Source organism: Bacillus sp. ISL-7 (assembly GCF_018613065.1).
In genome coordinates this window covers 23421-39464 of the sequence record NZ_JAGGQW010000008.1, presented here as the reverse complement: position 1 = coordinate 39464, position 16044 = coordinate 23421, and the positions used below count along the sequence as shown (strand labels likewise).

Annotated in this window: 9 protein-coding genes; 6 read left to right on the top strand and 3 right to left on the bottom strand. The window is 39.0% G+C overall.

Going from position 1 to position 16044, the window contains the following annotated elements:
- Positions 1-230 precede the first annotated feature (230 nt).
- Both J7E66_RS02545 and J7E66_RS02540 read left to right on the top strand, forming a co-directional pair.
- Positions 231-740 (top strand): DUF2179 domain-containing protein, encoded by a 510-nt coding sequence (locus tag J7E66_RS02545; RefSeq protein WP_214997890.1) that lies wholly within the window; start codon positions 231-233, stop codon positions 738-740.
- 179 nt (positions 741-919) lie between these two features.
- On the top strand, positions 920-1987 hold the full coding sequence (locus J7E66_RS02540) for a sulfite oxidase (protein ID WP_214997889.1): 1068 nt from the start codon (positions 920-922) through the stop codon (positions 1985-1987).
- Positions 1988-2309: 322 nt separating this feature from the next.
- On the opposite strand, the gene J7E66_RS02535 is transcribed toward J7E66_RS02540, so the two are convergent.
- Complete coding sequence (locus J7E66_RS02535) at positions 2310-4526, bottom strand: glycerophosphodiester phosphodiesterase family protein (RefSeq protein WP_214997888.1); 2217 nt, start codon at positions 4524-4526, stop codon at positions 2310-2312.
- A 398-nt stretch (positions 4527-4924) separates the two neighbouring features.
- Here J7E66_RS02535 and J7E66_RS02530 point away from each other — a divergent pair, with 398 nt between their 5' ends.
- The 4 genes from J7E66_RS02530 to J7E66_RS02515 all read left to right on the top strand — a co-directional run bounded on the left by J7E66_RS02530 (position 4925) and on the right by J7E66_RS02515 (position 11164).
- Positions 4925-5218: a hypothetical protein gene (locus J7E66_RS02530; RefSeq protein ID WP_214997887.1), complete on the top strand. Its 294-nt coding sequence runs from the start codon at positions 4925-4927 to the stop codon at positions 5216-5218.
- A gap of 58 nt (positions 5219-5276) precedes the next feature.
- Entirely contained in the window at positions 5277-5720 is a 444-nt protein-coding gene (locus J7E66_RS02525; RefSeq protein WP_214997886.1) for a hypothetical protein, read from the top strand.
- A complete protein-coding gene (locus tag J7E66_RS02520) occupies positions 5675-10306 on the top strand; it encodes a S8 family serine peptidase (RefSeq protein WP_214997885.1) in 4632 nt (1543 codons plus the stop codon). Before J7E66_RS02525 ends, J7E66_RS02520 begins: the two co-directional genes overlap by 46 nt.
- Positions 10307-10492: 186 nt before the next feature.
- The gene (locus tag J7E66_RS02515) at positions 10493-11164 is read left to right on the top strand and encodes a hypothetical protein (protein WP_214997884.1); all 672 of its coding nucleotides are present in this window, start codon (positions 10493-10495) and stop codon (positions 11162-11164) included.
- Positions 11165-11415: 251 nt separating this feature from the next.
- On the opposite strand, the gene J7E66_RS02510 is transcribed toward J7E66_RS02515, so the two are convergent.
- Both J7E66_RS02510 and J7E66_RS02505 read right to left on the bottom strand, forming a co-directional pair.
- A complete protein-coding gene (locus tag J7E66_RS02510; protein WP_214997883.1) occupies positions 11416-11958 on the bottom strand; it encodes a CBO0543 family protein in 543 nt (180 codons plus the stop codon).
- 228 nt (positions 11959-12186) lie between these two features.
- Complete coding sequence (locus J7E66_RS02505) at positions 12187-15876, bottom strand: polysaccharide deacetylase family protein (protein WP_308162444.1); 3690 nt, start codon at positions 15874-15876, stop codon at positions 12187-12189.
- Positions 15877-16044 lie beyond the last annotated feature (168 nt).

The window sequence follows — 16044 nt, the reverse complement described above, 5'->3', positions numbered from 1 at the left end:
TATTTTCGGTATAGATAACCTATTTATCTCTTTTTTTACAGGCGCATCTATCCAATCTTAATTCTACAAGGTTTGAGAAAATCTGACAATATATCATTTTTATTGAAATTATTGGTAGTAGAAACGTTAAATATCTTCTATACTTTTAAAGTAAGAATAACACTATTTAATTTAGATTAAAAAAGATAAAATAAAGTGTACTTTAAATATTTGACAATAGAGGTGCCAAAGTGAAAGAGATTCTTTTGATTTTGCTGTTACAACTGATTTATGTACCTATATACACGCTGCGAACAATCTTTTTGGTTAAAAATATAACCGTGTTAGCATCGATATTAGGTATTGCAGAAATGTTAATTTATGTTTTTGGCCTTTCTCTTGTATTTGGTGGAGATCAAAGTTTTGTATCAATGGTTGTTTATGCTGTTGGCTTCGGGTTAGGAATTATCCTTGGGACGAAATTGGAACAAAAAATAGCTATTGGTTTTATAAACGTAACGGTTAATACACAAGAAAAAAATAGTAATTTGATAGACACATTACGACAGAATGGCTTCGGCGTTACTTTATATACGGGTGAAGGCCGAGACAGTGAACGTTATAGAATGGAAATATTGACAAAGAGAAATAGAGAAAATGAACTAATTGCAACGGTGGAAATGTTTGAACCTCGTGCGTTTATTATTTCATATGAGCCAAGAAGATTTAAAGGCGGTTTCTTATTGGACCGACTTCGATAGATGAATTGAACACAACGAACTGTTGTGTTTTTTATTTTTTTATACGCTATTTTCGCAAAGTTTGTTGTTTTTTATCCATATTAAAAAACAGATTATAATTTAATAAGGGGGAATTTGAAATAATAAACGACCGACTACATATGCATTAAATAGCAAAGTATTTTTAAGGAGGTATTTACTTGAAAAATTTTGATCATCCCCAGGTAAAACCCTACCTAATTACAAAGACTTTATTCCCTGAAAATCAGGAAACACCTATACATTTTTTAAATAGCGATATTGTGGATGGAAAATTATTTTACAGAAGAAACCATTTTTCTTACCCTCACTTTACATCATCCTTTTATCTGCTCCCAATTGATGGATTGGTGCATACCCCCAAAATATTTTCTTTACAGGAAATTTACTCATTGCCATCGAAAACTATAAAAGTTGTTTTAGAGTGTGCCGGAGATAAGCGTGGGTTATATCAACCAAAGGTATTTGGTGAACAATTTGGGAAAGGTGCAATCAGTCAAGGAATTTGGAAAGGTGTTCCATTAAGGACCTTACTACAGCACACTGGTTTGATTGATACAGCAAAAGAAATTGTTTTTGAAGGCTATGATTATGGAGAAAGACCTGATTCCAACCAAATTTTTAATTTTTCAAGAAGCTTACCCATTAAAAAAGCCCTTGAACCAGATATCCTTATTGCTTATGAATATAATCATCAACCCATCCCATTCAAGCATGGTTTTCCCCTGAGATTGATTGTTCCTGGTTGGTATGCAATGGCTTCTGTAAAATGGATTAAAAAAATTACTGTGATTGACAAGGAATTTAAAGGTCCCTTTCAAGTAGTTGATTACGTTTACTACCCAAACAAAGAAAACGATGGAGGAAAGTTTTCCATCACTGCTGCCAATGTTAACTCCACCATACAATATCCTTTAGATAGACAATTATTGCATACAGGAATTTATGAAATTAAAGGAATTGCACGGACAGGAGAAGGAATGATAACAAAAGTAGAAATTAGTTTAGATGGTGGTCAAACTTGGGAACCCTGTCAACTAAATTCTCCATCCGAAAAATACTCATGGGTTCATTGGAATTATAAATGGGAGGCACTAAAAAAAGGTGAATACACGATAAAATCAAAAGCAACTGATTCTCAAGGGAATGTTCAACCTTCGGAACCATTTTGGAACAGAAAGGGCTATGGTTACAATGCCTTTGATAGTATAAAAGTTAAAGTAGAATAAAACCAAAACATTAAAAGTCCAAGATAGGATGTTATTTTTTCCTAAATAGAACATGTGAATGTATAAATTCGGGCCACTTTCAGTAACGTGGAAAGGGATTAAAAGATTAGTATATCAGCGAATCTAGCGTTTTATCAGTTGGGATAGGTTATTGGTACTTTAACATTTTCTAAATGCAAAATTAGAGGGCTCACCCCAAAAGTAGTAATCTACTAGAAGGGTTAGCCCTCTTTCTTGACCCTTTGGACATAATCTTTGGGTATTGCCCTTTTATTATCCTCCAGTAAATTAAAATAGTCTCTACCTTTTCAGTTACCCTTTTTTAATCTTCAAGCTGGAATGTTTGGCTGAAATGGACCTTTCCATTTTCATCGCGAATTTCCACGCCTGCTTGATTTTTTGCCGGATCTACATGGAACACACCGAAGTTGAAGAAATTACCTTCCGCATACAAGCGTTCAGGGCCGAAGGTAGGATCCAATGTACCAGGATTGATTTTTACTGCTCCAATCGGACCGCTGATTAATTCGTGATAATCTGTTTTGCCGTCATGATTGGCATCATATTTGATGACTTCGGCAAAATGGACATCGGTTGTGACGAAATAAACGTTTTTGATTCCTTTTTCAATGATAAAATCCGAGATTTTTTTGAACTCGTTCTCATATCCTGTTACATCATTAGGGTTTACTTGATTACCATTTGCCCATCCATCCCTGGCAGTTGCTTTTCCAGTAGGAACGGAGATTGGCACGGAGGTCGCGACAAATTTAACCTTGGCATCAGATTCGAGAAGCTGCTGTTCCAGCCATTTCACTTGTTTTTCACCGAGCATTGTTTTATCAGGCCCATCTGCCATGGTGTTTGGAGAGCGGTAGCCGCGGTTGTTAAGAATGATCATATCCATTGCTTTACCCCAAGAATACTTGTGATAAAGCTTGTTCGCTGAACTGCGTTCATTTGAAATTGGCCAATAATCCTTAAACGCACCCAACCCCGCTTGCGTCAACGGCTGGGAAGGACCTGAAAAGTCATTGGTCACTTCATGATCATCCCATATAGCAAACGTTCCTGTTTTTTGTAAAAGGCTGCGTAATCCAGCATCCGTACGATTCTCCTTATATTTCGCCCAGAAATCCTGAACGGTTTGAGATGGAGGGTTAGGAACAGCCGGTGTCTTATTATCAGCATAGATGGTATCCCCGCTGAACAGGAAGAAATCTGGATTGATTGCTGACATCGCTTTGAAAGATTTATATGGCGGTATTTCTCCCTGGCCGCCAGTATCTCCGCCCCAAACGATTGACATTGGCTTTAAGCTGTTTTCCTCCGGTGCTGTTTTGAATGAACCATTTACGGTGTACTGGCTGGAAACTGCATGGGCCCGGTAATGATAAGTAGTATCAGGCTTTAATCCGTTAACCTCTACATTTACTGTATAATCATGTGCTTCATCTGCATGGCTCGTTTTTACGATTGTATCGTGTTTAAAACTGCTGTCGGTTGAAATTTCAAACTGAACTCTTGCATCAACATTTGCGCGGGCCCATAAAATCGCTGATGAATCCGTTACATCTCCGCTTGCCACTCCATGTGAAATATACGGCTTTTCCAGTAAATCCACAAGCTGGTCAGTATTATTTGTGAACTCTCCGTCCACACCAAGGGAAAGCAAGGAGACCATATCGTCCTCTGAATTGACTGTCCATGGATGCACTAGAAGCTGATTCTGATGAGCGGCTTCCATTAGTTTTGGCACAACAAGCTCCTTACTAGGACCTACGCCGGCTGCATAGTCAGAGATCCGTTTCATTTCCTGATATACATCCTTGCCTGCCAGCATACTTCCTGAATACAGTTGAATAAGCTTTACATTAGGGGCAAGAGTGTTTAATTTACGAAGGCTTTCCTCGCTAAATGATTCGAGAAAAAGCTTTTCGTCATCAAGTACATTGGTTTCTTTCAAGATTTCAATTACTTTCTCTTCCATCCCTGGATAAACGTTTGGCGCTTTTGTTTCCATGTAAAGGCCAACTTTTCCGATACCATGTTTTTTGACAAATTCAATTGCTTCCTCAAGCGTTGGGACATGCTGTCCGATGTACTCTGTTTTTGCTTTATCCGGATATGCTTTATTGAACCATGACCCTGCATCCAGACGGCTGATTTCTTCAAGAGTGAAATCTTTTACCCTCCAAGGTGCGCGGTCTGGGTAAAGTTCCTTTACGTTGGTAGTTCTCGCCAAGGTTTCATCATGCATGGCGATCAATTGGCCGTCCTTTGTCATTTGTAAATCGAATTCTACATAATCCGCCTTCATCGTCATCGCCTGCTTATAGGCAGCGAGTGTATGTTCCGGGCCGTAGGCAGATGCACCGCGATGAGCAATTACCGCTACATCAGAGGTAAGCGGTCGTAAAGTCGATTGTCCATTATCTGTAGCATTGCTTTGAATGGGATGGGCGAAAACAGCGTAAGGAGCCGCTGCTGTTACCGAAAGTGACAGACAAGCTAATCCGGCTATTAAACTCTTTTTCATTTTCAATTCATCTCCTATAAGTTTATGTATTTCAATTTAAAAGTATAGGAGAATTGTAAAGCCGTAATTGATAGAATGTTAATATTTAGTAAAGCGCACTAAAACAATACTTTTTTCTTATAATGAAATAATGAAAATGGAACTATTTTTACAGGGATAATTACCTATAAACGTTTAAAGAGCATGTGCATTTCCTCCCGGCGTTTGTTGTATTCATTCTTCATTCCTTCATATTGAGCGGAGTATTTTTAGACTACTCGCCAGGCAAGTATCCGCTGCTTCTTTTTAAAAAGGCCTGGTGCGAAGGATCTTTCTCCAAGGACGAATGTTTACTTCCAACCTCTCCAATAATATTATTAAATTGCTGGGAAAAATCTATTTTAGGGCAAGGAGTAGTTATGATAATCATTAGTGATTTTTTGGTTGATTTGATTAGTGGTCTAGTGGAGGTAATTTTCCCTACTCCGATGTCAAAACTAGAAAAAAACATCGATGAATTAAAGGAAGAAGAATGGTTTTCCAACCTGAATAAAGATGTTCGATACAATTACATCATTTGGCATAACAAGAGAGTTAAGCACTTCTTAAGGAAGCCTGAAAATATTAAAATTCTCAAAAGTAGTGAAGAGGAGCGCGAAAGATTTATTCAGCTTATTATTAAGGAACATAAAAGATTCGTGGGGTTACGCTAAGTTTTTGCCACACGCTGCTTTGGCTGGTGGGAAATTGGCAGCTGTTGGTGCATGATGTATGGGCACAAATGCTGGTTTTAGCAGCTACCAGTGGTTCCTTTTTAAAAAGGATGTTGATTCCTGCTCTGGGTCGTATTTTTTAGTGTGGTTGTGGCTTCGCCTGCCCGTACAGTTTATGAAACTGGTAAAATATTATAATCATCAATTCCTCCAAAATAATTCGTTAATTTGTGTAATTCCCCCAAGTTCTATTTACGCAAAAGCTCAGGTACATAAACAAAAAAATGAAATTTTGCAATATTTAAGCGTTGAAATCCCGCATTTTTTTTCTATTTTCCATCAAAATCCCCCAATTTACGATACGGATATTCCTAAGTACAATAAAACTAACAAAGATATTTGTCGGAAAATTTCAAAAAGACTTATTATTATGTTGGTTTTAAGGGGGAGAATGTATTGGGGAAAACTAAGTTTAAAAAGATTTTTGCAAAGACAGCTATGAGTTGTCTATTGTTGTCATCCATTCCTTATAATGTTATGGCTGCAGACCCAGTCGAAAACATCACTCAAGGTATGATTCCTAGTAAAGCTCAAACGGGTACATATAATCTAACCCCAGAGCAGCTAGAGGCGATGAACAAAATAAGCACCGAGAATGACGTGAAAATTTCGCAGAAAATTAACGTTCAAAGTGCTGAGCCTATTCGGATTATTGTCGAGTTTAAACAAGCCCCGGCAGCAGTAGCAGTCGTTAAGGAGCAAATAGAAGGAAACGAGATTTCGTTGGCAGAGGCCACTAAAGTCGTAAATGATAGCCATAAAAAGTTTAAAGACTTTGTTAATAAAGTGAAGCAACAAAAAGCTGGAGTTAGTGCCGTCACTCCGTTTAATGCTATTAAATCAACAATTGAGATTACTAGAGAATACAAGCACGCGTTTAACGGTGTAGCGATGACACTTCCCGGAACAGCTGTGGAACAACTACTGGATTCAGGCTTGGTCAACCGTATTTTTGAAGATCAAGTGATAAAAGTTGACCCAAGGGAATCAGAGGGTTCTGATTTAAATAAAAATGGGTCATTGAAATCAACGGCAACTTCAATCAAGCAGCAAAGTGTGGCTGTGCAAAATACTTCGACGGATACAATGAAAGAGAATTCTATTCCTCTTCCGGGTATTGATGAAGTGCATAATGAAGGAGTGACGGGTAAAGGAATCAAAGTCGGTGTCATCGATACGGGAATTGATTACAAACATCCAGATTTAACAGATGCATATAAAGGATACCGTAAAAAAGATGGAGAAAATCCAAAAATTATTGATCCGGCGACCGTAAAAGGCTGGGATTTTGTCGATAATGATGCGGATCCAATGGAGACGACGTATCAAGATTGGATTGATGCAGGAAAGCCGGATGGTGGTACTAATTCGTATTTTACGTATCACGGTACTCACGTATCAGGCACGATTGCAGGTCAAGGAACTAATAATGTAGAATCTCCAGCTTTAGGGGTTGCGCCAGATGTTGATTTGTATGGGTACCGTGTATTAGGTCCATACGGCAGCGGATGGTCAAGCGCCATTATTGGAGGAATTGATAAAGCTGTACAAGATGGAATGGATGTTATTAACTTGTCACTAGGTGCTCCAGTAAATAATCCGTTAATTGCTGAATCCATTGCGATTAATAATGCAACACTTGCTGGTGTGACGTGTACAGTTTCGGCAGGAAACTCAGGCCCGGGTGAGAAAACGCTTGGTTCACCAGGGACAGCGGCATTAGCAATTACAGTAGGAGCAAGCGACTTCCCAATGGCTATACCTGCAGCATCGGCAACCGTTGGCAGTGAAACCTTCAACAATATGAAGCTGTTAGGCCAGGGATTAAATGATCATTTAGATAGTTTAGTAGACAAATCATATCCTGTCGTCTATATAGGTTTAGGCGGGGAGGATGACCTTAAAGAGGCAAATGGCCAACCGCTTAACTTAACAGGAAAAGTGGCCTTAATTCAGCGTGGAACGTACGCGTTAAATGACAAAGTTACGAACGCTAAGAAAGCGGGAGCGGCAGCTGTCATTCTTTATAACAATGTCGACGGAGAAATCGACTCTTATTTAGGGAAAGACCCAGCACTTATTCCGGCGTTCCGTATCACGAAAGCGGATGGCGAGCGTTTAAAAGCAGCAGCAGCATCTTCGTCCATTACTTTCAGCAGTGTCGGTACATTTGTGTCGGATGGAATACATCTGGCAGGTTTCAGCTCAAGAGGACCGGTTACGCAAAACTATGACATTAAACCTGACGTCGTGGGACCTGGTGTATCTGTTTATTCCACTTATCCGGAATACGTTCATAGTCCAGAGGACGGAATCGACTATTCGTCAGCTTATGCTCGTATTTCTGGAACGTCGATGGCATCGCCTCATCTTGCGGGAGTAGCAGCGCTTATTTTACAAGCACATCCAGAGTACAAACCATCTGATGTGAAAGCGGCGTTAATGAATACAGCAGATAAATTATCAAAAGACTATTCCGTATACGAAGTAGGGGCAGGAGAAGTCGATGTAAAAGAAGCCGTTCACGCTGATATAGCTTTTAAAGTCATGGACAAGACACAAAATATCGATGAGTATGGTTCTCTTGTCACGATTGACGAGGAAGCAGGCTCGATTGCTTATGGTACGGTTTATCGGAAAGAAAACGCCGTAAATGTAGACAGTCGTAAAATTGTTATAAACAATAAGGGAACTGAGCAAAAAGAATTCGATATCAGTTATGAATATTCGAAGGCTAAGGCTGGTGTTCTTGATGCAGAGTCCAATAAAGTGGAAATCACGACATCTGCACAATCGCTAACTGTTGAAGCTGGCGCATTTACTGATTTGACAGCAGCGATTCATGTGCCAGGAACTGCGGAGAAGGGCAGATATGAAGGATATGTGAATATTGTCAATCATGCAAATCCACACGAAAGCTATCGAGTGCCGTTTGCCGTTCGTGTCGTGGATAAAGGGATGGAAGAAATTATCTTGCCAAACCCGGCCATGAGCACGGCATCATGGAATCCAGCCCATCCATTTATGGCAGGTCCTACTCGATACTTGCAATTTAAATTAAATAGCCCAATGAAGACAGTTCGTGCGATTTACTATGACAAAGACGGTCATGCACTGGGAAGCACGACTCCAAGAACGGTAGATGCTCGAACCGCACCAATTGACCAAGATTTATTGCTGACCATTAGCCCTTCTTACCTTCCATTTGTTGGAGATCCATTAGAAGAGAAAACCGATATTAATCAGCCACAGGCTGTATTACCGGAAGGCCAATACACCGTGAGGTTTAAAGCAGTGGACGCCGACGGCAAAACATACGAGAAAGACCATTTGTTTATTGTTGACAATACATTGCCTAAACTAACCTTTAAAGATAAAGCTCCGGGTAAGGTGTATGAGTTAAAAGATTCAGACTTTACACAAGAAACGGTTAATGGTAATGCACATAACGCATTTTGGGTTCATGCCAATTTATTTGATGAAGGGACAAAGCAATTAGCATCTGCTGGTGTTACTCAATCATCTAATGTCCTTTGGTATTATCTAAATCAGAAAATTTACCCGGATGGAGATTTCCCTTTAAGCGATAACGGAGACGTGAAATTCGGAATCGAGAAATCAGATATTGAGAATGGTCCGGCGACTATGATTTTATTCCCAATGGATTTAGCAACAAACGCTCATTTATTAAATGAATTTTATCCTTATGCCTTTGTTAAGGAAGGTACGCCTTATGTCGTTCCGACCTACGATAAACACAAAGTATACAAAAACGACACGTTAACGATGACGTTAACTTTAAACAATGTTGAAAAAATGATGTCAGGTACGTACAATGTTGATTTCTATAAAAACTTTGATTTTGAAGATGTCAAAGTGAATCCAGCGTTCCGAACTTATGCTGACCAACACAATTTTAACGTAACAGTGGATGAACCAGTTGTGATACCAACCCCTAATCTTGAGAATACTAGAAAAACAGTTAATGTAGGCGCTAAGATCAGTGGAAATGGATTCAAAGGATTTACTGGCGACACACCGTTCCTTGATGTAACATTCAAGTTAGTTGACGATCAGTTCTATATTCTTGCCGACGAAATGAACGGTATAGATAATACAACACCATTTATTTACACAAAATTTGGGGAATCGACGCCGACAACAATCACATCGTTTAACCAAATTGACAGCTATAAAATTATTCCAAAGCATTCATTTGTTCAATCATATGCACGCTTAGAAGCATTCGACGGTCAATGGGATAAAGATTTATCGAAAATTGGCGCAACAACCTACGCACAAGATTCGAATGGAGTGAAATACCCAGGAACAATTGACAGAAAAGGCAAAATCGATATCCAAAATATCCCGTTATCAAAAGATCCAACAAATATCGTTGTAGAAGCACCTGGCCATTTAAAGAGTATCCAAAAAGTAACCCTAGGCAAAAAAACGGCTTGGGGTGAGGATATTGGAGAATATTTATGGATTGGCGGTCGCCAACCGAAAGCGGCTGGAGGTGACGTCAATGGTGATGGTGTGATTGATGTCCTGGACGTAAAAAAATTAGCGAATAAAATTGGTATGCAAGATCAAGACGAGTTCAAAGTAGAAGATTTGAACCAAGACGGCATCATCAATGAGACGGATATGAAGTTCCTCGTTCGGAACTTATATAAATCGAATCCAGATGCGACTGTCAAGCCGAAAGAAGTAGTGGCTGGCAAGTATAGTACCAATTACTTTAATGAATTAGGAATTGCCTCTACCATTAACACATTGAAATATACAACGAAAACAAAAGATACAGCTACGCTTAGCTGGATAGCTGCTGTCAAGGCAACGGAAGTGAAAATTGAGCAATCCAGCGATAATGGCGTAACATGGAGCACTGCGACAACAAAGCAGCCGGTTATAGTAAGCTCAAACAATGCAGTAGTGACAGGGTTGTTGGAAAATACCTCCTACCAGTTCCGAGTGAAAGTGGTTGGCGGATTAAACGAGGGTATTTCTAACGTTGTTAAGTAATAACAGAATATAGTGAATGATTTAAGGTAAAGAAAAGTGCTGATCTTTTGTCTTGAGACATGAAGAGCAGCACTTTTTTTGCTTGCATTGGGAATTTTAATAGACTCTATTTTCTCACCCCCATAAGACATTTGGATCGTTCGTATTCTATTAGTATGAACACACAAAAAACACGAGGGGTATAACATGATTAAAATAACCAAGGGAGCCCTTGCCATGGTATTAGCGGGATCTGTTACGTTTTCTGTCGCCAACGCTTTGTTTAGTCATCCTATTAAACAATTAACAAAAGAAATGGCTATACCTATATCGGCAGACCGAAAAAAAGCGGATGTAATCAACCCGAAAGAAAAAAAGGACAAACCTCAAACGCCAGCAGCGAATGTGAAGGATCGTCCTGTTATCCAAGTATCTTTAAAAAATAGGAATACCAATGATATGGAAGTAGCAGCCATTCAACAAAATATAGAAAAATCCAGCAGTAGAACTACAACCAGTTCTGCTAATACGAAAGTGAAAACAACCACAAAGCCTGCTGCAACACCGATACCTGTAAAAAGCACAAAAGCACCAACAACAACGAGTAAATCCACTACAACGAGACCTGCAGCAAGTGCAACAACGAGACCTGCAGCAAGTGCAACAACGAGACCTGCAGCAAGTGCAACAACGAAACCTGCGACAAGCACAAAAGCACCAACAACAATGTCAAAACCTGCGACGACTACACCGACGAAAACTACTACAACTACTGCAACCACAACAAAAACAAACCGTGGACAACAAGTTTCTCAAGCAGCTAAAGAAAGGGCCGCGAGTCAAAGCAATAAAAAAGAAAACAACGGAAAGAAAATGTAATACTTTCAAAAAGGATCATCAAATGCTGGTAACGGGTTCCGTTGCCTATCGCAAAACGTGAATTTGTAGCTGCAAATGTATAGTAAAATGTAGATGAATTTGCACCGCATTTTGCGGTGTTTTTTAATTATAAAAATAAATAACTCAGTCCAATTTGAACTGATCTGCTTCAATATTTTATTTCAAAGCTACTTCTACGAACGCACCCGTTCAACGCCCCCGTTTGTACAAAAAAACAACTATATACTATATTATTGTGGATATTTTTTTGCCTTAATCCTTACAAAATCTATGATAACCTTCGAAATAATTAACATTAAAACTGTAACTAAAAATGAATAGAAATAGTTCCAATTTTCTAACTTGTACAATTTAAAATAATCAAAGATGGGAACCCCAATGAAACTTATTATTGCTGATATAACAATAGTAGCAAGAAAATAGGCTTTCCATTTACTAAAAAATTGATAGGTCAAAGACATAATTACTGGAACCGTAGCAAAATCTACCGCATTAAAACGATGAGATAAAACAACCAACTGGTGGGGATAACTCCAAAAATCAAAATTATTGCCTATTTCATCTGCAAGCCCCACAATTTCAAAATCCACTAAAAAAGCAAAAGAAATTAACAACCTTTTATAACGGTCAATTAAAAATAAAAACAAAATAAGAAATAAAACATTTATGATAACAATACTCCACCATCCAGGACTATATAAATCATGATGAAGCCATATATCTCTTTGTATTGAATTAAATTTACTTCCCATTTTATCAATTTGAGTGTACATAACTATTCCCTCTGTTCTAGATGGTTTTTCATACGTTTATAATATTTAGCAATTTATTAAATGTTATACCATCTCTTTACTTCGAAATAGAGAATAAAGCTAGGTAACTTTCGCTTACCTTTTAAATGCAACCTAGTAACTGAAATAAACATATCGTATTCGTGGCGCTTCCGCTTTTCTATATAAAAAAGTCTTCCCCGAATGGGAAAGACCTGTGCAAAGACTCCATTACATATTTTCCTTAACCTTCACCATCGAGGTTTCTTGAGTCACATTACCTTTGCGTTTTAGTTTACCCCAGCCAACGGTTACTCCCTTTATTGCCGAGAAGATCGATTTTATCACCACATAAGTCATCAGCTGTTTGTACAAGATTCGTTGCAGAAACAATGAGACTAGTGGTTTGGGACTTTCTTTCTCCAAGCGAAACGCATAGAGAGAAGTTAAGAAATCCAGCAAGTAAAAAAGAATAAATCCAATCGCAGCTCTTTCAGGGTGTGGGTTAAACAGGGCTAAAATAAACAAGATATCTGCAATAGGCGATATGGTTTGATAAATATATTGGAAAAGCCACATGTTTGGTAGGGCGATAAATCCTAATGAGTTATGTTTTTTATTAAATAAAGCCTCCCGATGTTTCCATAAGCATTGTAAGGTACCATAAACCCATCGGTAACGCTGTTTTGCCAGACTTTTAATATCTTCCGGCACTTCTGTAAAGGCATAGGCCTTTTCTTCAAATTCAATCTTTTTCCCTTGGCGTAAAAGGGTAAGTGTGATATCGGTATCCTCTGCCAGTGTATCCTCTTGAAAGTATCCAGCTTCTTCTACCGCCGTCTTTCTCCATGCACCGATTGCACCTGGTACAACCGTAATGCAATTGAGAGCGGCAAATGCCCTTCTCTCTAGGTTAAAGCCTGTCACATATTCGATATGCTGCCAGTTTGTAAGGAGGTTCCCCTTATTGCCGACCTTTACATTCCCTGAAACCGCAGCAACCTTTTCATTTTTAAAATGGTTAACAAGCAATGAAATGGCATTTTCCGCGATGAGTGTATCGGCATCAAGAGCCACCACGATTTCCCCGTTTGCTTCTTTAAAACCAAGATTAACAGCAGAAGATTTTCCCCCATTGGTTTTTTTTATTAATCTGATAAGCGGATGGTTTGCATATGTTTCTTGAACGACACCAGCCGTATCATCCTTTGATCCGTCATCGATAATCAGTATCTCAAAAGCTGGGTAGTCGCTGGATAAAATTGAATCTACTGTTTTACAAATTACTTTTTCCTCGTTGTATGCAGCAATCACGACGCTGACAAAAGGGGCAAAGCCAAGGTCGATCACGGTCTCCTTATACCTTTTTACTTGCTTTCTTGAAAGGAAAACGAAGATAGCCAGTCGTAAGATTCCTAACAGGATCGCTGAGTAGAACAGGAAGCTTAATCCTACGTGCCAGCCTTGTAGCACCATGAAAACAGCCTTGTCATAGACCAAATAAGGGCTGTCCTTAACAGGGGGAATTATCTGACTATTACTTTTTCCAGTTAGATCAGCAATGGTGGTAAATGTATAGCCGCGCTGTTTGAGTTCTTTAATAATCGTAGGCAAGGCTTCTACTGTGTTGGAGCGGTTACCGCCAGCATCGTGCATCAAAATCACATTTCCTTCAGGAAGCTGATCCAAGACCCGCTTCACAATTTCATCACTAGAAAGTCTTTGCCAATCGTCTGAGTCAATTAATTCACCGACCATGGTATAACCCATATCCTGTGCTCGCAAAATTGGCTCCAGTTCGCTCTTTGTGCTCGGTTCCGCATTAGCCACATACGGCGGACGGAAAAGAGTCATCGAATGACCGGTAATTTCTTGAAATAATCGCTGATTTGCATTTAGCTCCATTCTCGTTTGAAATGGTGTGATCGATGCAACATCCGGATGGGTAAAGGTATGGTTACCAATTTCGTGACCTTCTTTATACATCTTGTTAACCAGTTCTGGATGCTGCAGTGCGTTCTCTCCAATGATAAAGAAGCTTCCTTTTATGTGATTCTTGTCCAAAATGTCTAATATTTGTGGTGTATAGGTTGGATCCGGACCGTCATCAAAGGTAAGGACGACTTCCTTACGTTTTGGTTGGCCATACCGAACGACCTCGGAAGGCTTTGGTAATTTACGATAGGTTTCGGTTTGAATCAACCCATGTGAATCCAATTGAATCGTTCTTTTTCCTTTTTCTGATGGAGAGGCAATTTTTAAAATCTCTCCAGCACCTGTATAATGAACAGGCTTAGGGCTGACCAAGGTTTGAAGGGCATGGGATGGATCGGTAATTTCCTTTGGTTTATTCAAGTAATTCCAGATTGAAGGATCTTCAGAACCGAGCCGCCAAACCGCAATTCCTCTTGAACCGTGATCCATCGATAACTTCATTTGATTATAAAATGAAGCTGCATCTAAAAACCAAACAATATGGTTTTTTCCGTTTCTTTTGTAGCGTACATAAGGGTTACCTATTTGTTTATTCCATTGGATTTGGAGGTTGGTCCCAATTCCTAAATCCATGATATCGCCGAAAGCAACCGTATCTGCGGGCTGATGGGAGTTTTCTTCCCAGTCGTAACCGAAGCTTCCCAAACTCACAATCAATTTTTCAGAAGGAATATGGAGCTGGTTCAAGTTCTCTTTTACCCAATCAGATGGAGCCACAGGTCCAGGTTTACTCATCGAATGGTGCTGGTCATAGAGCATGACAATCATCCGATCAACCTTCGTTGCTAAATAAGTATAGTTAAAACTGTTGTTATTCGGCGGAACATCCAGTGTGACCATCAGACCATGCGGATGAAACGCCTCATGAACTTTATCGATAAAATGTGTGAAATCATCTTTGTCCTTTGGATGGATACCTTCAAAGTCTATATTAATTCCGTCAAAGTCATTTGTTCTCACATAATCCAACATCTTTTTAATAAAAAGATCTTCAGCACCGGGAGTAATAAATAAGCGGTGAAGAGCTTCGCCATCCCATTTATTATGACTAAAATTATTCACTAATGGGAGAATCTTTATATTATAGGCTTTGGCCTCTGCAATAATGGACTTGTTCGTGCTGGTTTTTAGGGTAAGGCCAGGAGTAAGCTGCATCCACCCCGGCACTAATGTTGTAATCGAATCGCTATTCTTTTTAAAAGAAGTATGGCTGTTTTTGTCCCAATCGACGTAAAAACCATACACTTCTTGTTTTTTGTTTGATTGCCCGATATTTTTTTGAATAAGAGGGGAAGGACTCGTTTTTTGAAACTGAGTGGCAAGCTGTTCTGCACTGAAACTTTTATTAATCGGCTCGATTCCGCTCTTTACTGCGCTTTTATTCAATTGTAGTTCAGGAAATTCTGGGTTCGTATTAAGACTTTCAATAAAAATAGTCGATACTAAAATAATTAAAACCGTAAAGCCTGCACTCATTCGTTTGATAATAGACCAGCGTCTTTTGGCTGGATCAAGAAAAACATGTTCTTGATTTCTCTCCCTCTTTTTCAGCCCTAAATTGTAAAACCAATGGAAAATAAAGTAGCAGACAAGGCCAATCAAGCCTCCTAGAACCCCCGAGACAAAAGTTTGTGAAAGCTGTATTTTTGACTTCAGGGTAGAATATAACCAGTAATCCTCCAATACACGCATATCCAGGAAGGGTAAATGATTCATCTTTGGTATAAAAAGGGGAATCAACGTTCCAAGAAATAAGGCAATGATGTTAAGACGCAACAAAAGTGAAAGAACAAGCAATAATGGTATTCTAAAACTATCTAAAGGGAAAAACCCCATGAAAAAACCAAGTGTACTTGCAACCGCTCCTGCATTTCCTGTGACGGGTGCAAATAATGATCTAACAATCCACCTAAAACCACGATTCACATTGACTCCTCCTATAGGTGTAGTGTTTTAAAAATGTTTCATTCTATTGTAATAGATTGATTTTATACAGTTGAATTTATAAAAAATGTTAACTGAAAGTTATCCTACAATCTCGCGGGCGGATTTTTCGACAAAAAATGATTATCTTCAAACACTTAGATAATCATT